The 22,419-nt window shown below is 61.6% G+C and carries 18 protein-coding genes; 8 read left to right on the forward strand and 10 right to left on the reverse strand.

Going from position 1 to position 22,419, the window contains the following annotated elements; all coding sequences use genetic code 11:
• The first annotated feature begins 115 nt into the window (after positions 1-115).
• The gene (locus SMA01S_RS07520) at positions 116-583 is read left to right on the forward strand and encodes an Lrp/AsnC family transcriptional regulator (RefSeq protein ID WP_066810938.1); all 468 of its coding nucleotides are present in this window, start codon (positions 116-118) and stop codon (positions 581-583) included.
• A 183-nt stretch (positions 584-766) separates the two neighbouring features.
• Here SMA01S_RS07520 and SMA01S_RS07525 read toward each other — a convergent pair whose 3' ends face one another.
• The 3 genes from SMA01S_RS07525 to SMA01S_RS07530 form a co-directional block, all read right to left on the reverse strand.
• Entirely contained in the window at positions 767-3,088 is a 2,322-nt protein-coding gene (locus SMA01S_RS07525) for a TonB-dependent receptor (protein WP_066819910.1), read from the reverse strand.
• Entirely contained in the window at positions 3,085-3,288 is a 204-nt protein-coding gene (locus SMA01S_RS24505) for a hypothetical protein (RefSeq protein ID WP_157093857.1), read from the reverse strand. The genes SMA01S_RS07525 and SMA01S_RS24505 overlap by 4 nt, the downstream gene beginning before the upstream one ends.
• A 305-nt stretch (positions 3,289-3,593) precedes the next feature.
• On the reverse strand, positions 3,594-4,871 hold the full coding sequence (locus SMA01S_RS07530; RefSeq protein ID WP_066819912.1) for a tetratricopeptide repeat protein: 1,278 nt from the start codon (positions 4,869-4,871) through the stop codon (positions 3,594-3,596).
• 275 nt (positions 4,872-5,146) lie between these two features.
• Between SMA01S_RS07530 and gyrA the strand changes: the two genes are divergently transcribed.
• The gene (gyrA, locus tag SMA01S_RS07535) at positions 5,147-7,918 is read left to right on the forward strand and encodes a DNA gyrase subunit A (RefSeq protein WP_066819915.1); all 2,772 of its coding nucleotides are present in this window, start codon (positions 5,147-5,149) and stop codon (positions 7,916-7,918) included.
• Positions 7,915-8,265, forward strand: a complete 351-nt coding sequence (locus SMA01S_RS07540; protein WP_066819917.1) for a DUF952 domain-containing protein — start codon at positions 7,915-7,917, stop codon at positions 8,263-8,265. Before gyrA ends, SMA01S_RS07540 begins: the two co-directional genes overlap by 4 nt.
• 162 nt (positions 8,266-8,427) lie before the next feature.
• Here SMA01S_RS07540 and SMA01S_RS07545 read toward each other — a convergent pair whose 3' ends face one another.
• Both SMA01S_RS07545 and SMA01S_RS07550 read right to left on the reverse strand, forming a co-directional pair.
• Complete coding sequence (locus SMA01S_RS07545; protein WP_066819919.1) at positions 8,428-8,859, reverse strand: DUF488 domain-containing protein; 432 nt, start codon at positions 8,857-8,859, stop codon at positions 8,428-8,430.
• A complete protein-coding gene (locus tag SMA01S_RS07550) occupies positions 8,834-9,517 on the reverse strand; it encodes a lysoplasmalogenase family protein (RefSeq protein ID WP_066819920.1) in 684 nt (227 codons plus the stop codon). Before SMA01S_RS07550 ends, SMA01S_RS07545 begins: the two co-directional genes overlap by 26 nt.
• A gap of 78 nt (positions 9,518-9,595) precedes the next feature.
• Here SMA01S_RS07550 and trmFO point away from each other — a divergent pair, with 78 nt between their 5' ends.
• Positions 9,596-10,912: a methylenetetrahydrofolate--tRNA-(uracil(54)-C(5))-methyltransferase (FADH(2)-oxidizing) TrmFO gene (gene trmFO, locus SMA01S_RS07555; protein WP_066819972.1), complete on the forward strand. Its 1,317-nt coding sequence runs from the start codon at positions 9,596-9,598 to the stop codon at positions 10,910-10,912.
• Here trmFO and SMA01S_RS07560 read toward each other — a convergent pair.
• Both SMA01S_RS07560 and SMA01S_RS07565 read right to left on the reverse strand, forming a co-directional pair.
• Positions 10,909-11,382, reverse strand: coding sequence for an EF-hand domain-containing protein (locus SMA01S_RS07560; protein WP_369405661.1), 474 nt, complete (start codon positions 11,380-11,382; stop codon positions 10,909-10,911). The two genes, trmFO and SMA01S_RS07560, sit on opposite strands and share 4 nt — an antisense overlap.
• A gap of 93 nt (positions 11,383-11,475) precedes the next feature.
• On the reverse strand, positions 11,476-12,144 hold the full coding sequence (locus SMA01S_RS07565) for a squalene/phytoene synthase family protein (RefSeq protein ID WP_218016852.1): 669 nt from the start codon (positions 12,142-12,144) through the stop codon (positions 11,476-11,478).
• Positions 12,145-12,148: 4 nt separating this feature from the next.
• Here SMA01S_RS07565 and SMA01S_RS25360 point away from each other — a divergent pair, with 4 nt between their 5' ends.
• Positions 12,149-12,439: a TadE/TadG family type IV pilus assembly protein gene (locus SMA01S_RS25360; protein WP_369405662.1), complete on the forward strand. Its 291-nt coding sequence runs from the start codon at positions 12,149-12,151 to the stop codon at positions 12,437-12,439.
• Here SMA01S_RS25360 and SMA01S_RS24140 read toward each other — a convergent pair.
• From SMA01S_RS24140 to SMA01S_RS07580, 3 genes are all read right to left on the reverse strand, one after another.
• Positions 12,333-14,111: a pilus assembly protein TadG-related protein gene (locus tag SMA01S_RS24140; RefSeq protein WP_169804209.1), complete on the reverse strand. Its 1,779-nt coding sequence runs from the start codon at positions 14,109-14,111 to the stop codon at positions 12,333-12,335. The genes SMA01S_RS25360 and SMA01S_RS24140 overlap by 107 nt on opposite strands.
• A 98-nt stretch (positions 14,112-14,209) precedes the next feature.
• Positions 14,210-14,884, reverse strand: coding sequence for a TadE/TadG family type IV pilus assembly protein (locus SMA01S_RS07575; RefSeq protein WP_066819926.1), 675 nt, complete (start codon positions 14,882-14,884; stop codon positions 14,210-14,212).
• A complete protein-coding gene (locus tag SMA01S_RS07580; protein WP_245649198.1) occupies positions 14,878-15,543 on the reverse strand; it encodes a TadE/TadG family type IV pilus assembly protein in 666 nt (221 codons plus the stop codon). The genes SMA01S_RS07575 and SMA01S_RS07580 overlap by 7 nt, the downstream gene beginning before the upstream one ends.
• A gap of 282 nt (positions 15,544-15,825) precedes the next feature.
• Between SMA01S_RS07580 and SMA01S_RS24510 the strand changes: the two genes are divergently transcribed.
• The 3 genes from SMA01S_RS24510 to SMA01S_RS07590 all read left to right on the forward strand — a co-directional run bounded on the left by SMA01S_RS24510 (position 15,826) and on the right by SMA01S_RS07590 (position 22,303).
• A complete protein-coding gene (locus SMA01S_RS24510) occupies positions 15,826-16,020 on the forward strand; it encodes a hypothetical protein (RefSeq protein ID WP_157093859.1) in 195 nt (64 codons plus the stop codon).
• Positions 16,021-17,313: 1,293 nt separating this feature from the next.
• Complete coding sequence (locus SMA01S_RS07585) at positions 17,314-20,445, forward strand: TonB-dependent receptor domain-containing protein (RefSeq protein ID WP_084250163.1); 3,132 nt, start codon at positions 17,314-17,316, stop codon at positions 20,443-20,445.
• Positions 20,446-20,533: 88 nt separating this feature from the next.
• A complete protein-coding gene (locus tag SMA01S_RS07590; protein ID WP_066819930.1) occupies positions 20,534-22,303 on the forward strand; it encodes a tetratricopeptide repeat-containing sulfotransferase family protein in 1,770 nt (589 codons plus the stop codon).
• The last annotated feature ends 116 nt before the right edge of the window (positions 22,304-22,419 follow it).

The raw sequence follows: 22,419 nt of genomic DNA on the forward strand, positions 1-22,419 counted from the left end.
GCGCGCTTCAAATGGTTCATTTTGACGCGTCGCATAGTGGGACGATTGCGCAATCCAGCAATTATATTATGTTGGCGATCGGGCTAACTCGCATAAAATTCTTGGAGAACCGGCGATGGCGTTGGATCGGATCGATCGGCAGATATTGTCTTTACTACAGGCCGATGGACGCATGACCAATGTCGAACTGGCCGACCGCGTCGGCTTGACCGCACCGCCATGCCTGCGACGCGTCCGCGCGCTCGAGGAAGCGGGCGCGATCAAGGGCTACCACGCCGAACTCGACCCCGCGACCCTGGGCTATCCGATCACCGTGTTCGCGATGGTCAGCCTGAAAAGCCAGGCGGAGCGCGACCTGACCGCGTTCGAATCGCACATCGCGACGATTCCCGAGGTCCGCGAATGTCATATGCTCAACGGCGAAATCGACTTCATCCTGAAGATCGTCGCCGGTGACCTGAAGGCCTTCCAGGATATCCTGACGACGCACCTGACCCCTGCCCCCAACGTGGCAAGCGTCAAGACATCGCTGACCATCCGCACATCGAAGAACCAGCCGGGGATTCCGGTCGGGGCGGAATAGCGAAAGGGCGGCGCGATTGGCCGCCCGTCCCGTTCCAATGCTCCATCCGGCTCAGGTGGCGGACGGCTGCTTCAACTAGTCGGCAATTAGGGTTATTGCGCGTGTCACCGCGATTGATCGGGCATCAGGCCGGACCGGCCTCGCCGCAGGTCCGGTGACAGGTGTGCCACCGGACCCGGGTGATCAGAAGCGGTAGCTGGCCGAAATCCCCCATTCGCGCGGACGGCCATAGCTCACCTCGGCTAGGCCGAACGCCGGGCTGGCATTGCCGGAGGCCAGGTAGAGCGCATTGGTCAGATTGGTGACGAACCCGGATAGCTGAATCGCGTTGCCGGGCAGCGTATAGGTCAGCCGAGCATTGGCCAGCACATAACCCGGCTCAGTGATCAGCGCCGTGTTGCCCACATCCTCATAGATCCGCGAATACACCGTCACGTCTCCGCGCAGCGAGAGCTTGCCCGCCTTTTCGAACTCGTGGCTGATCTCCGCCCCCGCCGTTGCGGTGAACTCGGGCGTCTTCACGAACTTGCTCGCCAGCGTGATCGGCAGGATCTGCGTCGGGCCCAACCCCTGGCCGATCGACGTATATTTGGCGTCGAGATAGCCGAGCGAGGCATTGGCCGTGAACCACCGCGCCGGCCGCGCGACCAGCTCCAGCTCGAACCCGTTGATTCGCCCCGCTGCGGCATTGGCTACGAAATTCTGCGGGGTCTGATTCACGGTCAGCTGGATATTCTTGTAGATCGAATGGAACCCGGCAAGGTTCGCGGTCAGCGTGTGGTCGAGCAGATCCGCCTTGATGCCGATTTCATAGCTGTCGAGCGTTTCTGGCTCATAGGCGGTCACTTCAGCCGCGTCGGCGAGCGGCCGACCGTTGAAGCCACCCTGTTTGAACCCCCGCGAATAGCTGGCGTAGAGCAGGATATCCCGGTTCGGCTTGTAGTTCACGCCGACATGCGGGGTGAAGGCGGACCAACCCTTTGCCCGCGTGACGTTGATGAATTGGACATTGTCGCGCTGGCGGGTGTTGATCGAGGTGAAGACCTTGTGGTCCTTATTGTAGCGCGCGCCCACCTCAATGTTCAGCTTGGGCACGATCTCGAAGCTCGCCTGGCCGAAAAAGGCATAGCTGTAATTGTCGGTATAATTCTCGATGAACACTGCCGGCGTATAAGGCGGGGTCAGCGCGAGGGGCGGCTGCAGGCCGAGCGCGAGATCGGCGCGCGCGATGTCGGACGCCTTTTCCTTGAAATAATAAGCGCCGAGCACATAGCTCAGCCGGTTGTCGACCGCCTTGCCGGTCAGCTGCAATTCCTGGCTGAACTGCCACTGTTTGTCGTCGTTCACCGTCTCGCGGAAGGTGAAGGGCGTGTTGTCGCCGTCGCGGTTGAACCCGGCCTTCAGGTCGCGATAGGCCGTCACCGATTTGATCTCGGCATTGCCGAATGCGTAGCGGATCACGCCCTGCACGCCCCACAGATCCAGGTCGTTGCGGTTGCGCCCGGTCGCATAGGTCGTGAACGGATCATTGGTGATGTAGGAGGCGTTGAGCGTGTTCGCGCCGTTCGGAGCGGTGATGCCCAGCGTCGGCGCGATATAGCGATTATAGTTGCTCAGGAACGGGATGCCGGTGATACCCGGCGCATTGCCGACCGCGATCAGCTTGGACGGCGCCGAATTCTCGCGTGCCCTGGTATAGTCGCCGCCGATATCGATCGTCAGATCGTCGGTCACCTTGATGCGCAGCTTGGCGCGGATCGAATCGGCATTGCGGTTCCCCTCGGTCCCGCCATCGATCAGGCGCTTCACATAGCCGTCGCGGTTGATGCTCGATCCTGAAATGCGCAGCGCCACCCTGTCGCTGACGATTGGAATATTGACATAACCCTTCACGTCGATGCGGTTGAAGCTGCCATAGGTGCCCTCGATCTTGCCCGACAAATCCTGCGTGTCGGGCTGGCCGGTGGTGATGAGCACGGCGCCGCCGATCGTATTCTTGCCGAACAACGTGCCCTGCGGCCCGCGCAGCACCTGCACGCTGTCCAGGTCGACCGCGTCGAGCACGCTGCCGATCGAGCGCGCATAATAGACATCATCGACATAGAAGCCGACGCCGGGATCGGAGAAGATCGCGAAGTCGTTCTGGCCGACGCCGCGGATGAACACCGTGGCGTTGTAATTGCCGCCCGAAAGCGCGGCCGCGCCATCGAACCGGATGTTCGGCGTATATTTTGCGATCTGGTCGAGTGTATCGACGCTGCGACTGGCCAGCGCATCGCCGGTGAAGGCTGTCACCGCGATCGGCACGTCCTGGAGCCGCTCAGTGGTGCGCCGTGCGGTCACCAGAATATCGTCTTGGGCGGCGGCCGCGGCATCACCGGGGGCTGTCGCGGCTTTAGCATCGGCCGGTTCGGTCTGCGCTTCGGCCTGGATTGGTAGCAGGGTGGTGAGAGCGACCCCCGCGAGTAGCCTGGCGACGTTTCGTGCAGCCACGATTCCCCTCATTTGATCCTCCTAAGAATTGCGCTCTTTCTCGAGCGTTCGATTGGTAAATCTGGTGCGTTGAGCGTCCGCACTTTCAGGACGGTGCGACGAAACGCCTCGCTTTCCTCGGGCGTCAGGCATTCACAAAAAGCGGCGTCATGGTCGCGAAAAACGTCATCGGGTTCAGCGCCCAGCACCGCACCGGCCGCGATGAGGCGCAATGCGTCGATGCGCCGAACGCGCAGGCCGTGTCGTCAAGGTCGCTACGCCCATCATGCCTCTCCCGACGTACCGCGATCTCGATTTGTCGCTTTGGAATAACTATACGCCTGGCATACAATGATCACAAGCGGGGCGCCGGCGGCTGGGTCGATAAGGAGCGAAGTGTGGCCGAAACGGCACATTTAGAGCTCGTAGTCGCCGTCCTCGCGCTCGTGCGAAAACCGGGCACGATGCGTTGAGCGCGATGAACAAAAAAAGGGGCGGCCGTCGCCAGCCGCCCCTTTCTCGTCCCGATTACGCCGAATCAGCTCGTCGGCGGGCTGTCGATCCAGGTCGACCAGAAGCCGGCGATGTCGCTGCGCGGCGCGGTGGTGACCGCGGCGAACGCCGCTTTGGCGCCGGCCTTGTCGCCCGACAACGCCAGGGCGATGCCCAAATGCGTGTTGACCTCGTCATTGTTGACGCCGCCTTTGGTCAGCGCCTGCTTGTAGAGCGCGATCGCCTTGGCATAGTCGCCGCGGCCCAGGAACGCGTCGCCGGTCTGCGACGACAGCGCGCCATTGGGCGAGGCAGCCGCCTTGGTCTCGAGCCCCGCGAAAGAGCCTTCGGCCGCGACCTGGCTGTTCGAGCTGTTGACCAGCGCCTGGATGTTGGAATTGCCGGTGCCGGGGATCTTACCCGCCGCCTTGCCCTCGGCGATCACCGCCTTGGTTTCGTCGGGCAGGCCGACGTCCATCACCTTTTGCGCATATTCCTCGTAATAATTCTGGTCGGCGAGCGACTTGGTCTGGCGCATCAGCCGGAACACGTCGATCATCTGCTTCTTGTCGAGCTTGGCGACGGGGTTCTGGGTCAGCGCGTAATAGCCGAGCGCGTCGCGCCAGGTCTTCGACGTCGGATAGGCGACGAGCCAGCGCTTCAGCCAGACGATGGTTTGCGGCTTGAGACCGGCAGCGGCCGATTGCGCGATGCCGTATTTGTAGATGTCTTCCGACTGCTTGCCGGACGCGACTACCTTCTCGAGGTCGGCCATGCCGCCGGCGGCGTCGCCGGCCTGGACCTTGGACTTGGCGAGATAGAGCGGCAGGTTCGCTTCGGTCGACCCGTGCTGCTGCGCCTGCTGGAACAGCCGGCTCGCGCGCGCCCAATCCTTGGCATCATAGGCGATCGTCGCGCGGCTGAATTCGAACTTGGGCAGCATGTCCGCCGGCGTCTTGGGATTGACGATCAGCGCATCGAGCGGGGCGATCATCGGCGCCGGGTCGAAGGCGCCGTTGGTCCCGGCCGAGGAATCGGCGATCTTCTGCGACACCAGGGCATAGCGCAGGAAGGTCGAGATATATTTGTCGTCGTCGGTCTTGGCGGCGGCCTCGGCCTCACCAACCGCGGCCTCGGCGGTCGCCATATCCTTGGCGAGCAGCGCGGCCTTGGCCTTGTTCGCGGCAACCGCCACGGCCTGGGTATATTGCGGGCCGGCCGGCGCTTCTTCCTTCTTCTTGGCAAAAGCGGGCGGCGCAAAGGCCAACCCGGTCGCGCCGGCGACCATCGCCGCGGCGAAGGCGGCCGTCGAAATGCTCTTCATCAATCTCTCCTCATGGGCGGGGGAACCCTTCCCGACCGCTCTAGTCAGCGGGCGCCGGGGGTTCAAGGCGCCTGGCGGAGCAAATCGCCGAAACCGGCTGAATGCGGATTGAATGGAGAATTGCGCCCGCGCCGCCGCTCGGGCAGGGGTTGGCATCGGATCGCTCCCCGCGCGCCCAATTGCGCCCTCACGCGCGTACGCGCGCGCGTGACATCGGTTGCATGACCCGCTAGGGTCGTCATCGAACAGCAACATCACCTGAAAGACCCCAAAACTTGACCGACGAGACCGTCCTCGCCGACCCCTCGGACATTACCCCCATCTCCATCGTCGATGAGATGAAGTCGTCGTATCTCGATTATGCGATGAGCGTGATCGTCGCCCGTGCGCTGCCCGATGTGCGCGACGGGCTGAAGCCGGTGCACCGCCGCATTCTCTTCTCGGCGCAGGAAAGCGGATTTTTCTACAACCGGCCGTACCGCAAATCGGCCCGCATCGTCGGCGACGTGATCGGTAAATATCACCCGCACGGCGACAGTTCGATTTACGAGGCGTTGGCGCGCATGACCCAGGATTGGGCGATGCGGCTGCCGCTGATCGACGGTCAGGGCAATTTCGGATCGATGGATCCCGATCCCGCCGCCGCGATGCGCTACACCGAAGCGCGCCTCGCCAAATCGGCGAGCTTCCTGATGGAAGATCTCGACAAGGATACGGTCGACTTCGTTCCCAATTACGACGGCTCGGAAAGCGAACCGTCGGTTCTGCCGGCGCGCTTTCCCAATCTGCTGGTCAACGGCGCCGGCGGCATCGCGGTCGGCATGGCGACCAATATCCCGCCTCATAATCTGGGCGAAGTGATCGATGCGTGCTTCGCGTATATGGACAATGGCGCGATCACGACCGAGGAATTGATGGAATATGTGCCGGGTCCGGATTTCCCGACCGGTGCGATCATCCTCGGCCGCTCCGGCGCGCGATCGGCGTATGAGACCGGTCGCGGTTCGATCATCCTGCGCTCGCGTCACGAACTCGAAGAGGGTCGCGGCGATCGCCGCTCGATCGTCCTCACCGAAATCCCCTATCAGCAGGGCAAGAACGCGCTCGTCGAAAAGATCGCGGAGGCCGCCAAGGACAAGCGGATCGAAGGCGTCAGCGACATTCGCGACGAATCGAACCGCGAAGGCGTGCGGATCGTCATCGACCTGAAGCGCGACGCGACTCCCGAAGTCGTGCTCAATCAATTGTGGCGCCACACGCCCGCGCAGGGCTCGTTCCCGGCGAACATGCTGGCGATCCGCGGCGGTCGTCCCGACCTGCTCAACCTGCGCGACTTCATCCAGGCGTTCATCCAGTTCCGCGAACAGGTCATCACCCGGCGCGCCAAGTTCGAGCTCGCCAAGGCGCGCGACCGGGCGCATCTGTTGCTCGGCCTGGTGATCGCGGTCACCAATCTCGACGAAGTCGTCCGCATCATCCGCGGGTCGTCGAGCCCGACCGAGGCGCGCCACGCACTGCTGATGCGCGAATGGCCGATCGCGGAAATCGCCGGCTATATCCGGCTGGTCGAGGCGACCGATGTCGAGGTCACCGGCGACAGCTATCGGCTGTCGGATCTTCAGGTTCGCGCGATCCTCGACCTGCGCCTCCATCGCCTGACCGCGCTGGGCCGCGACGAGATCGGCGACGAGCTCAAGGAACTCGCCGCCTCGATCGCCGAATTGCTCGAAATCCTGGCGAATCGCGCGCGCCTCTACGAAGTGATGCGTGAGGAACTGGCCGCGGTGCGCGCCGAATTCGCCACGCCGCGTCGGACCGAGATTGCCGGTGCAGCCGACGGCATCGAGGACGAAGACCTGATCGAGCGCGAGGACATGGTCGTGACCGTGACCATGCAGGGCTATATCAAGCGCACCAGCCTCGATACGTTCCGCTCTCAGGCTCGCGGCGGCAAGGGCCGCGCTGGCATGGCGACGAAGGACGAGGACGTCGTCACCGAATTGTTCGTGACCTCGACCCACACGCCGGTGCTGTTCTTCTCGACGCTCGGCCGCGTCTATCGGATGAAGGTGTGGCGCTTGCCCGAAGGCGGCGCGAATACGCGCGGGCGGCCGATGATCAACCTGCTGCCGCTGGCCGAGGGTGAGACGATCTCGACCGTGCTGCCGCTGCCCGAGGACGAGAATGAGTGGGGCAAGCTCCACGTGATGTTCGCGACTGCCAAGGGCTCGGTGCGCCGCAATTCGATGGACGCGTTCACCAACGTGCCGTCGAACGGCAAGATCGCGATGAAGTTCGAAGGCGAGGACGAAGACGACCGGCTGATCGGCGTTGCCTTGCTCGACGAGAGCGACGACGTGCTGCTCGCCACGCGCCAGGGCAAGGCGATCCGCTTTGCCGGCGACGATGTCCGCGAATTCCAGAGCCGCGCGTCGACCGGCGTGCGCGGGATGCGACTGGCGGATGGCGACGAGGTGATCTCGCTATCGATCCTGCATCGCGTCGGCGTAAGGGATCAGGACGAACGCGAGGACTATCTCCGCCACGCCGCCTGGAAGGGCGAGGATGTCGAGGGTATTCGCAAGCCGCGCGAGATGAGCGACGCCCGTTACGAGGAGCTGATGGCCAAGGAGCAGTTCATCCTGACCGTTTGCGCCAACGGCTATGGCAAATTGTCCTCGGCCTATGAATATCGCCGCACCGGCCGCGGTGGCCAGGGCATCACCAATATCGACAATATCGCCCGCAACGGCCCGGTCGTCGCGAGCTTCCCGGCGACCAAGGGGCATCAGCTGATGCTCGTCACCGATCAGGCCAAGCTGATCCGCATGTCGCTTGGCGATCTGCGCGTGATTGGCCGTGGTTCCGCCGGTGTTCGCTTGTTCAACGTGGCCGAGAACGAACATGTCGTCTCAGCCGCGCGGATCGAGGAAACCGAAGGCGATGCCGAGGCGGACCTGACCGCCGGAGAAGAGCGCGAGGTCGCGCCCGACCCCGGCGCGGACACTGCCGACGATAGCGCGGCGGGCCCGGCCGACGGCGAATGAGCGACCGCCCGGCCATTGCCTATAAGGTGCTGACCGCCGATCAGATGCGCGCCCTCGAAGCCGATGCTTTCGAGGGCGCGCCGATCGACCTGGCTGATGGCTATATTCACCTCTCTACCCGCGAGCAGCTGACCGAGACCGTGGACAGGCATTTCGTCGGCCAATCGGACCTGTGGGTCGCGGCGGTCGACCTCGCGGCGCTTGGCGATAGCGTCCGGTGGGAAGAGTCGCGTGGCGGCGCGTTGTTCCCGCATATCTATGGCACCATGCCGCTCGACGTCGTGATCGCCTATGGCGCGCTCGAGCGGGACGATGATGGGTCGGTGAAGCTGCCCGTCGCTGGTTGATGGTCGCATTCTCCCTCTCCCCCTGTGGGAGAGGGAGGGAGCCGACGCAGTCGGCGGAAGGGTGAGGGGGAGTTCGGGCGACACTGCTTATGACTCCCCCTCACCCTTCCCATTGCTCCGCAATGGGCCCCTTCCCTCTCCCACAAGGGGAGAGGGAGTCTCTCAAGGAAGCAGGTCGACGACCTCGAACCCCTCGCCCTCTTCGCGAAGCAACATCGTGCGGTGGCAATGTTTGGGATCGCGCTCGAAGCACAGCAGCGCCGACGGCTTTTCGGTGGCGAGGTCGCGGAGTTGCGCCGCCTGGGCCTGCGCCTCGGGCAAATGGAGTTGCCCGGCATAGACGCGTTCCATCGTCCGCCAATCGCCCTTCTTCGCCGCATCCCGACCCGGCTTGGGTGTGCCGAGCGCCTTGAGATGGACATAGCCGATCCCGCTATCCTTCAGCGTCGCTGCCAGGATGTTCTTCGAGAACCCTGGACGGCGCGATAGCGGCAAGGCGCGGACGTCGATCACTTGCTCGACCCCCGCCTCGCGCAACGTGGTGAGGAAGGCGTCCATCGTCGTGCCTTCATAACCGATGGTGAAGATCTTCATCGTCTTTCCAACGCAGCAAGGTGGTTACCGCTCCCCAGGCGATCAGCGCCTGCCCGATGAAATAGAGTGGCCAGATCAGAAGCACGGGGATCAGCGAACCCGCCAGCGGCCCCATCTTAGCGAAGATCAGCAGGTCCGAGGCAACGAACATGACCGCGCCGAGCCCGACCCGATAGCGCGGGAATCGGCTGATCCACGCGCTCGCCGCCATCGCGCCGAGCCCGGTAGCATAGAGCGCGATACCAGGCGCCGCGGCGCGATCGGCTGGAAGCAGGAAAGCGATCAACGGCACGCCGAGGAGTAACAGCACGGACAGGATCAGCTGGCTCGGCGAGGGCTTGCTGCGGCGATGGAGCAAATAGAGCATTGTCGCGGTCAGATGACCCGCGAGGAACGCCAGGGCGCCGCCGGTCTGGCTGCGCTCAAGCAGCACGTCCCCCAGCGTCCCCAAAGCCAGCACGGCGGTGATCAACCAGCCATCTCGCCCACGGGCATTGAGAGCCGCCCAGATCGTCAGCAGGCCGACACCTGCCCCCTTCCACGCAATCCAGGGCAGTGCCGGAATGGTGTGTTGTCCGACGAACCAGAAGCTGACCCCGGCCAGCATGGCCAATATCAGCAGCCATGTCGCGCGGGGCTTTGATGGGATCGCGGTCATGGCGATGTGATGGCCCCACGAGCCGATATCGGCAACATGCTTTGTCATCCGGCGCCGGCGCGGCTATCGCCCGGCGCCATGACTCATGACATTCACATCATCGGCGGCGGCCTCGCCGGATCCGAGGCGGCGTGGCAGCTCGCCGAAGCAGGCGTACGCGTGAAGCTCTCCGAAATGCGCGGCAGCGGCGACATGACGCCGGCGCATCAGACCGACAGCCTGGCCGAACTGGTCTGCTCGAACAGCTTCCGCTCGGACGATGCCGAGAACAATGCGGTCGGGCTGCTTCATGCCGAGATGCGGGCTTTGGGCTCGATCATCATGAGTGAAGGCGACCGTCACAAGGTGCCGGCGGGCTCGGCGCTGGCGGTCGATCGCGACGGTTTTTCCGCCGGCGTGACGGCGCGGCTGTCGGCGCATCCCAACGTCACGATCGTCCGCGAACGCGTCGACGCGCTTCCCGATGATGGCCTCGCGATCGTTGCGACCGGCCCCCTCACCGCTCCCGGGCTCGCGACCAGCATCGGGGCGGCGACCGGCAGCGACGCCCTCGCCTTTTTCGATGCGATCGCGCCGATCGTGCATCGCGACAGCATCGACATGGAGACCGCCTGGTTCCAGTCGCGCTGGAACAAGGGTGATGGCAAGGATTACATCAACTGCCCGCTCGACAAAGATCAGTATCACGCCTTCGTCCAGGCGCTGGTCGATGGTGAAAAGACCGAATTCCGCGAATGGGAGAAGGATACGCCCTATTTCGAGGGCTGCATGCCGATCGAGGTAATGGCTGAACGCGGACCCGAGACGCTGCGCTTCGGCCCGATGAAGGGCGTCGGGTTGGACGATCCGCGCACCGGCCGCTGGCCCTATGCCGTGGTCCAACTGCGCCAGGACAATGCCACCGGCACCTTGTGGAACATCGTCGGTTTCCAGACCAAGTTGAAACATGCCGAACAGGTGCGGCTGTTCCGCACCATCCCGGGGCTCGAAAATGCCGAATTCGCGCGTCTCGGCGGGCTTCATCGCAACACCTTCATCCGCTCCCCCGAATTGCTCGATCCGACGCTGCGGCTGAAGGCGCGCCCCAATATCCGCTTTGCCGGCCAGATCACCGGGTGCGAAGGCTATGTCGAGAGCGCGGCGATCGGGCTGCTTGCGGGCCGTTTCGCGGCGGCAGAATTGAGTGGCAATGCCATGATGGCGCCCCCGATCGAAACCGCGCTCGGCGCGCTGCTCAACCATATCACCGGCGCGGCTGAGGCCGAGACCTATCAGCCGATGAACGTCAATTTCGGCCTGTTCCCGCCGATTACCGGCCGCACGAAAAAGGCGGATCGCAAGAAGATGTATACCGAACGCGCCCGCACCGCGCTTGCCGGTTGGCTGGCAGCTTAAGAATCTTCCTCGCGATTATCCTCCGCCGGAGCCGGAGCGGGTGAGGTGGGGCGGCAATTGGGCCGCGGTTTGGACTTGCGCTTGACGGCGGTCGTGGCGAATTCGGTCGCGTTCATCGCGCCCGACTTGTCCTTGTCGGCCAGCGCGAACTTGGTCTCGGCTTTCACTGCCCATTCATCGAACGACAAGGTGCCGTTATTGTCGACGTCGAGCTTGGCGAAGGCCTTGTGCCGCGCCATCAGATATTCGTCGCGGGTAACCGACCCATTGCGATCCTTGTCGTAGCGATCGAACCGCTTCTGCTCGCGTGTTGCCGGCAGCGCCTCGGGCACCGCAGGGCTGGTCGCCTGTCCGTCTGGTGTCGCGGTTTCGGCCGCGGCCGCCGGCATAGCGGCGAGCGTTGCCGCGGGCGGCGATCGCATCGCCTGAAATGTCATTCCCGCCACCACCAACAAGATGGCAGCCGCCAACCCAGCAAGATATCGCCACATCGCCAGATCCTCCTTGACCCTCACGCTAGCGCGCGAGAAACGCGGAGAAAACCGAATCCCACCATCATGGTGCTATCTGCCGGTCAGCCGGAACCGCGCTAGCCGAAGAACGAAGCTTGCCGGGATCGGTCCGCTTAGCCGCCGATCCGCGATCAGCGCCAGCGCGCCCAGCGCCCGACCATTCCTGCTCCATCGCGACCGGCGGGCATGAGCGAGCATGGTCGCGGCATGCTCCCGCGCGCGGCTTGCCAGTGCCGGATCGCTGAGATTGGCGGCGAGGTCGGCCAGCGCCCACCCCTCACCCGCTTCTTCAACCCCATCACCCGGCGCCGCGTCGAGCGCCAGCCCGGCCATCGCGAACAGCCCACGGCCGCGCAAACGCGCGTGATCGTCGATCGATCCGGGACCGATTTCGCCCAGCAACGGCTCCCATGCATCCACCATGTCGCTGAGTGCACGACCGGTAATCCCCAGCGGCAAGGCCGCGGCGGTCAATGACTGCAGCACGGGTTCGGCGGGCGCACCGGACGCGTCGAGTCCCTCCAGCGCCTCGCGCCACCAGGCGAGTCGCATCTGCCCGACGAGCGGCTCGCGTGTCGTGCGCAATACATTGCCCAACACGGCGTCGAGCGCGAACAGCGCGTCCAGCGCGGCGCGCGACCTTTCGGGGGCGTAGCTGAATGCGAGATCGAGCCAATGATCGGTAACCATCGATGTACGCGGCAACACGCTTGCGCTCATGGCGATGGCACTCACCCCTTTGGCCGGATTGGTCGGTGGCGGCATCGATATGGCTCGCCCCTACGTCGTCAAGTCTCGACTTCAGCATGCTTGTGTGCGGGCGCCCTCGCGAGCCGCACGATTAAAATGGCCACGAGATCGGCGCCCCGTCCAGCGGCCATCCAGTCGATATTGTCAAATCCGCGCCTTCATTGAACCAATCGAGCGGTTTGCAGGGCAGTTGAAAAGAGCTGCTGGAGAGCGGTGGCAATGTTATCATCGGCAGTTACAGTCTGAACCAGTGGCGAACCGTTGATACCCAGCGACGCGCAGCTCTGCAGCGCCGTGAGGACCTGATCCGAGTTTCCTGCATTGCCGCCCGGGTAGGGCGAAGGCGGGGCCGGCAAGAATGGAGCTACGTTCGTCTGTGACCAGCCGTCGCTTGCGATCGATTCCGGCAGATATTGTGTATAGAGGATGGCGATCTTGATCCCTTTGGCCTTGATGGCGGTGCATTGGGTCAGATCGGAGCTCCGCATCGGTCCGAAATAGCGTCCGCTGCCGTTCGGCTGGTCCAGCATGCCGTCTGTAATGATGAACAGCATCTTTTGCGGCGTCGCTCCGGGTGCGCCGGTTCCCGCGGTCGGAATGGTATTCTTCATCACGGTGAGCATGTTGGTCACTTCAGTGGCCCGATCGTCGTTGCCCGTGCCCTTGACAGGATATGAATTCGTCCACCAGTAATCGTCAGCCGGGAAAACTGAAGCAGCCGACCAACCGCTACCATAGGATGCGACGTTGGTGAGGGAATTGAGCGTTTTGACGGGCGACGAGCCACCAGGTCGCGTCCAGTCGAAGGAGAACATTTGCGCCTGGTAGGTCACATGATATTGGCTCGCCTGGTCCGCAGCGAACGGGATCAGCTGCGATGCCGCTGAAACGACATCATCCTTGCGCAAGGTGATGCTCGACGGACTACCGTATAACACTCCATAATTGTGAGTGAGCCAATAGCCGTCCGCCCAATATCCGCGATCGTAAACAGATGTGGTCGACGTTGGAGTACCAGTGGTCGTCGTAGTAGTAGAACTGCCACCGCTGACCGGCGTAGACACCGTCGTTGTAGTGGGGGTAGAAGTTACCTTCTTGTAAACGATAGAGGCATCAGTGGTGCTTTCGGTGGCCGTGTAAGTCGTGACCGACACTGTGGTCACTGTTGTGACGATAGTCTTCTTGTTACTCCCGGTTCCGGATGTCGTCGTCGTTGGTCCAGAAACGGACGTTGAAGTGGACGTCATGAGATTTCCGGAACTGTCATAAATCAAGTTCGCAGCCTTATCCCAACGGTAGAATACACCGTTATTAGACGATCCCGCAGTATAATAACCGGTTGAGAGAAGGATATGCCGCCCCAGCGTGTCCCTGATGTAGATGTTGTCTTCCTTTGGAATCTGCGCGTGACATGCAAATGCGCAGCCTTCGGGTTTCCACTGCGATTTCGTAGCCGCAATGATTTTGCTGACCCCATCAGAAGTCGCAGGCAAGAGCATCGATGGCGAATTGTCCATCGCCAGATAAAAATCGACATTGGGCGGCTGCGCAGCGCTTGCCGTGGATGTTCCCTTGATCGTCAGAGTTGGCGCCCCGAGGATCCCGCCAAAGATGTTTATCGACTGGGCCGTGTAGGTGACGGTAGCTTTGCGAAGATAGCCCAGAGCGCCGCTACTCCCGGACGTTCCGTCCAAAATCGTGGCAGTCACCTGCAGATCCCGATAGCCGTTCAGCAGGCTTGCCTGCGTATTGAACATCGCGTTTGCAGCAGAGGTCGACGCACTGTTGGTCTGAAGAATCATGGAGGGTGCGACGGCGGCCAAAGCAGCAGCGTCGGCAGCGGCGTCCAACTGCGTCTGGAGGCTCATGGCGCGAGCATAGTCGATACCGAAACCGACCGCGAAGGTCAGCGGAATGAGCGCGAATCCCATGATCATCAGAACTCCTCCTCGCTCGTCGGCTTTCAGCCGACGAAGGAGCCTGACCCATGCGGCCGAAGCCGTCGCTGATAGGAGTTTCCGCATCATAAGAGCACCTAGTAAAGGCGGGGAACCATGTAGATGGTTTTCGTCAGCGCCGTTGTTTGGATCGGGACGAAGCTGATCACCGGTGTAAAGTTGTAGGTAATCTTGCCCCTGTACAGCCAGCCACCGGCCGTGCCGACCTGGGTCTTGTTGCTGTTACCGGGAGCAAGGTTTCCACACACGTTCGAGCTGTCCGGCGATGACGGTATCATCGTCGACGTGATCATGTCGGTCGGGATCGAAACGACCGTGTTGGCCGCCTGCGCCTCGTTCGTCGGCAGCGTGCCTTCGACCTGGTCGGGGGTCGCGTTAGCAACGATGCTGCCGTCGGCGTTCTGCGTTTGGGCCTGGGTCCAGACCACATAGGCATGTGAAGCATCGCAGACCCTGAGGAGCGAAATCTGCTCAGTCGCGACGTCGAGCTTGTAGGGCGACAGCACGACTGCACTAGCGCTGAGGTAGGACTTCGCATTCGCGCTGTTCGGATCGTTGTAGAGGACCGTGGGAGACATTGTTCGGCTGACGAGATCGACCAGAGAACGGGTCGCGACCGTCACTTTACGGTTGCATGCGATCATATCCGACAGGCAGCATCCGCCCGCGTACAGGAGCAGAAGCACGGGCAAGACGAACGCGAATTCGACCATCGCCGCCCCGCGAGCATTCTGTACGAGGCGTTTCAGCATGAGGTCTGCGACGTGTTGCATGTGTAATTCTCGGTCGTGAACACCGAGGTCGCCACAAGTTTGCGGTTGGCATTCGGCTGATTTGACAGGTTGAGACCGAGGGGTCCCTTTCCTGTCGGCCACAGGTAAATCAGTTGCAGGACGACAATACGGTTCTGCCCCGCGCCGCCCGCCTGATAATTGTAGCCCGTGCCCGTCGAAGTCAGGACGCCATTGCTGTCATAGGTGAACGTCGGCGAAGAGGTGGCGGAAACGTTATAGGCGCTTACGGTGGTCACGTTGACCGTTAGCCGCGAGCACGAGAGCATCGACGGCAGCAAGGCGCGCGTGCTGATCGCCTGGCCGTCCGGCCCCGTGCCGGAAAAACCGTTGCAGATGGCGTTCTTGAAGTCGCTCGCCGTCATGCCGACGTGGCCGTTGGCAAGTTGCGAGGTTTGAACCGCACCGGTCAGCATCAAGCGCCCAGCGCTTTGGGCTGCCGTCTCGAGCATCTGCTGTGCCAAATAGATGAGCATCGTGTACAAGATCGCGAGCAGCAGTGCCAGAAAGACGGGCCCCACTATCGCGAACTCCAGGGCGGACACACCTTTACGGTCACGCAATAGGTTCGTGCCGAACCGACGTACCCCTTTCAGCGCACCATTGATCCCGCCCAACATCGCCACGCATGCTCCCTCGTGGCTATTCTCGACCGTGAAGGTTGAAAATCTGTGAACAGCGAACAACGCTAAGCGAGGGGGCGCCACCACCTTCGTCGTGCCGCAAACCACGATGGAGACGCTTTACGCGAAGGACGACAGCAAGCGTGTCTTTAATCGGACGGACGAGATGGGCGGAACAGAGATGGGAGACCCTCATCCGGACGGCGTTGCGCGACGGCTATCGGTCATTAAGGGAAGGCCAGACTGGATCCCAGACAATTGGCCTCGCATCTCTAGCCGATGGCGGTGACCTTGCTTCCGTTATCGAACGGTCACTGCTTGCTGGAGTTCGAGCCTTCGGACCTGCCGCCGATGGAGGAAGCCATTCACGATCGCTACGGGGTGCCGGATAAACGGCAATACTCGACATCGGCAGAGATCGTTTCGGCGGATGCAGCTTCACCTTCCAGAACGAGTGGGATGGTCCATGCCTGATCTCCGGATCAAGCGAGGGTGACAGCATCCTCCGGCCCCTTCACGACGATCTCGGCGTTGCCAAGTGACAAGCCCCTGCCTTTAGGGGTTCAGGATCTAGGATGGTCGACTTCGCATCCTTCAGACCGGTCGGAAAGATCGCCGACAGCCGTACGGTTCTTTCACTTGGCTACTTCTTGGAGTTGATACCGTGCCGCTTGGCCGGCGCCCTCAGGTTTACTTGACTATGTTATATCGCTCGACGGACCGCCTCTGCCCTGGTGGCGCTCCCGCGGAGAACCTGTCGCGTCGCGCGTCCCTTCCATCGCTGGCTGAATAATGCACCATCGAATGCCGGGACTAAACGCCTAGAGAAAGTGGCAGAACTCCTTAGAGAGAAGTGCGGACGTCTTAACTAGCCGACCTAAAGGCGGTAGGGACCGACCGAACGGCCCTTCGCCGGGACGTCCGACATTGTCCGTCCCCTTGCACTGAGCATCATTAGCACCACCCTCAGTTTTTCGATCTGGGTTCGGTAATCTGCTGGTGGAGTTGGTTCGCCAGGACGTCGTTGATACTCTTCGACAGGTCGGGCTATCGCACGGCGCCGGCCGATTCTATCTGCACCGGCGCCCGCACCGGTCAGCGGCTTCATCCTCGACAGCACAACTTGACCCGGTGACATCGAACGTCAGCGATGCGCGGGTGCGGTCCTATCGCCACGGCAAGGCTCTCGCAGTGACGAGACTGGTGGGGTCGGACCGGCAAGAGCCGGTTCGACCTACAGGCTCGCGCGGCGATTGCCGGACGCACATGCCATCACAGAGGCCTGGCGCGCCGATGCCTTCGCAATCCATCGATATTCCGGGAAGCACCGACGCCCGCCGGCGGAATGGTCGACTGACGGGCTGGGCGTGATGTTCGTCGAGATGGCCATCTCACCAACCGCTATCCGACTCCTCGTGACCAACCCGGTGCATATCCACTACGTCGCATCGTTCTTTCGCGGTAAGGTGCGGCTCGAGCTAGCTCTAATATCCTGTCACCCACCGCCAAAAGAATGGCCTGCGACAAGCATACGACCTGATACTTCTCAAAGCGGCGAAAACCGGACCTGACCGCACGCCGACAATTGCTCAGTATGTGATAGCTGCCAGATCGATGACGGGGCGCGTCTTGATTGCATCGCGAGCGCGGTGGGTGTGGCTAATTTGAAACAGTCGGTCACTTTGATGCGGCGCTCCTCCGTTACTCTTGAACCCCCTATTTTTTTTGTGGCAAGATAACTGTCATAAAGGGAAAAAAGGGGCTCATATGCGTATCAATGGTCTTCGCGCGTCGACGGCGCTCACCTCTGCCGTTATCGCTTTTGGCATGCTGTACGCTGGTCAGGCGTCGGCGCAAGCGGCCGCTGCCGGCGGCCAGACACTGTGTCCGGACGGCAGCACGCCGACCGCGGACGCGCCCTGCCCTCCGACGGCAGCTGGGCCGACCGCCTCCGATCAATCGGGTGAAATCGTCGTCACGGGCTCGCGCATCCGCCGCCCCAATCTGGACTCGCCCGTCCCCGTCACCAGCATTTCCGGCGAGGAATTCTTCAAGACCGGCACCACCTCGGTTGGCGACGTACTCAACGAACTGCCGGCTCTGACCAGCACGTTCAGCCAGTCCAACTCGACTCGCTTTCTCGGCACCTCAGGCTTGAGCCTGCTCGACCTGCGTGGCCTTGGCACACAGCGTACCCTCGTTCTTGTGAACGGTCGCCGCCATGTCGCCGGCGACATCCTCAACGAAGCGACGTCACCTGATATCAACACCATCCCGACCGACTTGATCGAGCGCGTCGATGTCGTCACCGGCGGCGACTCGGCGGTTTACGGTTCGGACGCCGTCGCCGGCGTCGTGAACTTCGTGCTCAAGGACCATTACGACGGTGTCCAACTGCGCTCGCAGGGCGGCGTCAGCCAATATGGCGACGCGCCATCCTATTTCGCCAGCCTGTTGGCCGGCAAGAACTTCGCAGGTGGAAGAGGCAACATCGCCGTCAATCTGGAATACGCGCACCAAGGCGACTTCTATGCGTCCGACCGTCGTGATTACAGCATCAACAGCGGCTTCGTCACCGTCGACAATGTCAATAACGACGGCAAGCCCAATCGGGTTTTTTACAACGATATCCGCAGTGCCACATATTCCAATGGCGGCTTGTTCCTGGGGAACAGTTGCGGCGGCTACTATTGCTCGTATCATTTCAATCCCGATGGTTCACTGACTCCGGTCACCGGCCAGCGTGTCGGTATCAAGCCCTACGGCAGCTTCATCGGTGGCAATGGCGACAACTTCCGCGACGGGACGCAGCTCGGTCTGCTTCCGAAACAGGATCGCTACAGCGCGAACCTAATCGGGCACTTCGAGATCTCGCCGGCATTCGTTCCATTCATCGAAGCCAAGTATGTCCGTACGGACGTGCTGGGCAGCGCCAGCGGCCCGTTCTTCTTCAATGGTGGCGTGACCGGTTCTCCTCGCGAAGTATTCTATACCGACAATCCTTATCTCAGCTCGCAGGCGCGCACGTTCCTGAACGACTATTATGGCGCCGCCCCCGGCGACCATCAGCCATTCTACTTCGACGAGAATGCGACCAGCCTGACCAACCGTCAGGAGCGGGTCAGGCGTGAGACCTACCGCATCGTCGCCGGCATTCGCGGCGAGCTCGGCAGCGGTTGGTCTTACGAAACTTCGGTCAATTACGGCCAGTTCGACGAGAAGAACGAGATCCTGGGCAACGTGAATCTCCAGCGCTTCCTGCTGGCGATCGACGCAGTGGATGAAGGGCAGTTCAAGACGGGAACGGCCAACGGCCATGTCGTCTGTCGCGCCACCGTCGATCCCGCGGCGCGCGTAGCTTATGAGAACGCGGCCAATCCGTCTTTTGCCGCGGCCCAGCTGGCCGCAGACGTAGCGGCGTGCCAGCCAGTCAACTTTTTCGGCGTCGGGAACGTCAGTGACGCAGCGCGTAGCTATTTGCTTCAGAACTCGGTTGCCAAGGGACGAATCACTCAGTTCGTCGCCAACGCTTTCTTGAGCGGCGATACGCGCAACTTCTTCAATCTGCCGGGCGGCCCGCTGGGAATCGCTATCGGCGCCGAATATCGTCGTGAAACAGCGTCCTATTCACAGGACGCCTTTACTCAGGCTGGCCTGACCTTCTACAACGCCATCCCGGATCTCAGCGCACCGTCATTTGAGGTGAAGGAAGTCTTCGGCGAAGTCCGCCTGCCGATCCTCAAGGACGTGCCGTTCTTCCATGAACTGACGTTGAGCGGCGCTGCCCGCTACGCCAGCTATAAGGGTAATGCAGGCTCGGTCTGGGCCTATAACGGCAACCTAGAATGGTCGCCGGTGCGCGACATCCGTTTCCGTGCCAATTACTCGCGCGCGGTCCGGGCACCGACGTTGGTCGACCTCTACACGGGTTTTGGTCAGAATTTCCAATTCATCAGCGATCCGTGCACCAATTATACCGCGAACCCGAATTCGACGATTGCGAAGAATTGCGCGGCGGCAGGTGTGCCGGCGGGGTATAATTTCCAGTATATCAACTCACTGGCCTATCAGTCGGGCGGCAACGCGGCGCTAAAAGTAGAAACCTCGGATTCTTATACTATCGGCACGGTCATTACGCCGCGCTGGGTGCCGGGGCTGTCGCTGACGGTCGACTGGTTCGATATCAACGTGAACAATGCGATCTCCACGCTTGACGCGCAGTCCGTCGTTGACGCCTGTTATGAACAGGCGAGCATCAACAATCAGTATTGCGCCCTTTTCCAGCGGTATAACGGTGCTCCCGGAACGACCGGACCGAATGGCGAAGAGCCCGGCCGGATCATCGAGAACAGCCTCCATGTCGTGCCCTTGAACTACGCCAAGCTGCGGGTTCGTGGCCTCGACATTGAACTGGCTTACCAGCACAAGCTCGGCGATATCGCGAATGTTTCGACGCGCTTGATCTACACCCACAATTTCCGCAACGACACGTATTTGGATGCTGTGGATCCCAACTTCCGTACCCAGCAATTGGGTACGCTCGGCTTCCCGTTTGATGAGTTCAGCTGGAATCTTGACCTGAATAGGGGGCCGATCACGCTGGGTTACAAGCTACGCTATGTCGGCAAGATGACGGTCGCCCCGTGGTCTGCCCTGCATGAAGTCAATGGCATCCCGGCATCGCAGACCGATTATTCGGACATCAAATACTATCCGGACACGTACCTGCACAATGTCCGCCTGCAGATCGACGCCAACAAGAAGTTCAACTTCTACATCGGCGTTGACAACCTGCTCGACACCAAACCGCCACTGGGTACCACCGGCGCCGGCTTCGGCAGCGCGATCTACGACAACGTGGGCCGCTTCTTCTACGCGGGCGTTGTCGCCAAGTTCTGATCTTCAAGGCTGCTAATATTCGGGGGCCGGGATTTTCCCGGCCCCTTTCTTGTGGCGAACGCCCCGCATTGCTGGCATCGACTATGCCATGCGCGAAGACACAGGTTCTCTTCAGGCCGCGCTTCGGAATGGCGCGTTGCTGCTCGACCATAATCCTGTCGCAGCCGTCGAACAGGCGACGACGATCCTCGAAGTAACTCCCGGCCAGCCTGAAGCGCTGCGGCTATTGGGCAAAGCATTGCGCAAACTAGGACTTGCGGAAAAGGCGGCCAAGGCCGACCTCGCCGCGATCAAGTCGACGCTGCGATCACCCGACATCTCGTCGGCACGCGCCGCGATCATGAAAAATGATCTCGCCGCCGCGGAGCGCATCCTACGCACCTCTTTGTCGCGCTCGCCCGACGATGTCGTTGCCGCGATGATGCTGGCCGAGATCGCGTCCACGCTGGGCATCCATCCTGAAGCCGAGCGGCTGTTGAGGCAGGCGGTTTCCGTCGCGCCCGATTATCCTGACGCCAAGGTGAGCCTGGCGCTCACGTTCTTCTCTCAAGGCCGCCTTGAAGACGCCTTGGCCACGCTAGATCGGGTTATCGCCGACCGTCCAGAGCAGATCGTCGCGGCCGCCACGAAGGCCGACATTCTTGCGCAGACCGGCAGTTACGACGCTGCAGCGGAAACCTATGGCAAGCTTCTCGCCACCGTCGACGACAATCCCGAAGTTTGGCTCTGGTACGGGCACTTGCTGAAGACGATGGGCCGACAAAACGAATCTGTTGCGGCCTATCGTCGCGCCACGGCACTCGATCCCGAACTCGCGGAAGCGTGGTGGTCGCTGGCCGAATTAAAGGCCAACAAGGTCGAGGCAGAGGATCTTGCCGTGATGCAGCGCTCGCTGGATCGATCAATCGCCCCCGCCAAACGCCTCTACCTCCATTTCGCCTTGGGCAAGGCGCTTGAGGATCGCGAGGAATGGGAAGCTTCGTTCCTTCACTATGCCGAAGGAAACAGGCTACGGTTGGATCTCATACCGCATGATCGCGACGCCGTGTCGGAAGAAGTCGATCGCTCGATGACGCTGTTCACGCGCGCCTTCTTCGCAGAGCATGCCGGCATGGGTTGCCAAAGACGCGATCCGATCTTCGTTATCGGCATGCCGCGCGCCGGCTCCACGCTTGTCGAGCAGATTCTCGCAAGCCATTCGCAAATCGAAGGCACGTCGGAATTGCCCGACATCCCGCATATTGTTCAGTCCTTGGTCGCGCGGGACTGGCAAAACAAGGCAGCGGCATATCCAGCTGTGGTGGAGAAGCTGACGGCCGAAGAGGTCCGGGCACTCGGAGAGCGATACGTCGAAAACTCGGCTATAAAACGCAAAACGGTGCGCCCGTTCTTCATCGACAAATTGCCCAATAATTGGCGCTATCTCGGCCTCATTCATCTCATCCTGCCCAATGCTAAGATAATCGACGCCCGACGCGACGCGATGGCCTGCTGCTTCTCGAACTTTCGCCAACATTTCTCCCGAGGGCAGACCTTCGCCTATTCCATGCAGGATCTCGGCAGCTATTATCGCGATTACGTCCGGGCGATGGACCATTTCGACGAGACGTTGCCTGGCCTCATCCATCGCGTTCAGCATGAATCGCTGGTGGCCGACCCCGAGCGGGAGATTCGCGCTCTGCTGGAATATCTCGGTCTGCCGTTTGAGGAAGCGTGTTTGCGTCCTCACGAAAATGCGCGCCCGGTCCGAACGGCAAGCTCAGAGCAGGTCCGCAGACCGATCAACCGCGACGCGTTCGATCTGTGGCGCAACTACGAACCTTGGCTCGATGAACTGAAGGCAGCGCTAGCGGGCTGAAGCCCAAGCGAAAAAGGGCCGGCAAAGCCGACCCTTTTCCATCAATTCTGAATTGGCTCGATCAGTAGCGATAATGATCGGGCTTGAACGGCCCTTCGACGGGCACGCCGATATAG

The sequence above is a fragment of the Sphingomonas mali NBRC 15500 genome (assembly GCF_001598415.1).
Taxonomy (GTDB): Bacteria; Pseudomonadota; Alphaproteobacteria; order Sphingomonadales; family Sphingomonadaceae; genus Sphingomonas; species Sphingomonas mali.

Coding starts and splice junctions, on each gene's coding strand:
- SMA01S_RS07530 (WP_066819912.1), bottom strand. CDS start 4,871: ATGAAGAGCATTTCGACGGCCGCCTTCGCCGCGGCGATGGTCGCCGGC.
- SMA01S_RS25360 (WP_369405662.1), top strand. CDS start 12,149: ATGGCACTCACCCCTTTGGCCGGATTGGTCGGTGGCGGCATCGATATG.
- SMA01S_RS07545 (WP_066819919.1), bottom strand. CDS start 8,859: ATGAAGATCTTCACCATCGGTTATGAAGGCACGACGATGGACGCCTTC.
- SMA01S_RS07575 (WP_066819926.1), bottom strand. CDS start 14,884: ATGCTGAAACGCCTCGTACAGAATGCTCGCGGGGCGGCGATGGTCGAA.
- SMA01S_RS07590 (WP_066819930.1), top strand. CDS start 20,534: ATGCGCGAAGACACAGGTTCTCTTCAGGCCGCGCTTCGGAATGGCGCG.
- SMA01S_RS07580 (WP_245649198.1), bottom strand. CDS start 15,543: ATGTTGGGCGGGATCAATGGTGCGCTGAAAGGGGTACGTCGGTTCGGC.
- SMA01S_RS07565 (WP_218016852.1), bottom strand. CDS start 12,144: ATGAGCGCAAGCGTGTTGCCGCGTACATCGATGGTTACCGATCATTGG.
- SMA01S_RS24140 (WP_169804209.1), bottom strand. CDS start 14,111: ATGATCATGGGATTCGCGCTCATTCCGCTGACCTTCGCGGTCGGTTTC.
- trmFO (WP_066819972.1), top strand. CDS start 9,596: ATGACTCATGACATTCACATCATCGGCGGCGGCCTCGCCGGATCCGAG.
- SMA01S_RS07525 (WP_066819910.1), bottom strand. CDS start 3,088: ATGAGGGGAATCGTGGCTGCACGAAACGTCGCCAGGCTACTCGCGGGG.
- SMA01S_RS24510 (WP_157093859.1), top strand. CDS start 15,826: ATGGCGGTGACCTTGCTTCCGTTATCGAACGGTCACTGCTTGCTGGAG.
- SMA01S_RS07540 (WP_066819917.1), top strand. CDS start 7,915: ATGAGCGACCGCCCGGCCATTGCCTATAAGGTGCTGACCGCCGATCAG.
- SMA01S_RS07550 (WP_066819920.1), bottom strand. CDS start 9,517: ATGACCGCGATCCCATCAAAGCCCCGCGCGACATGGCTGCTGATATTG.
- SMA01S_RS07585 (WP_084250163.1), top strand. CDS start 17,314: ATGCGTATCAATGGTCTTCGCGCGTCGACGGCGCTCACCTCTGCCGTT.
- SMA01S_RS07520 (WP_066810938.1), top strand. CDS start 116: ATGGCGTTGGATCGGATCGATCGGCAGATATTGTCTTTACTACAGGCC.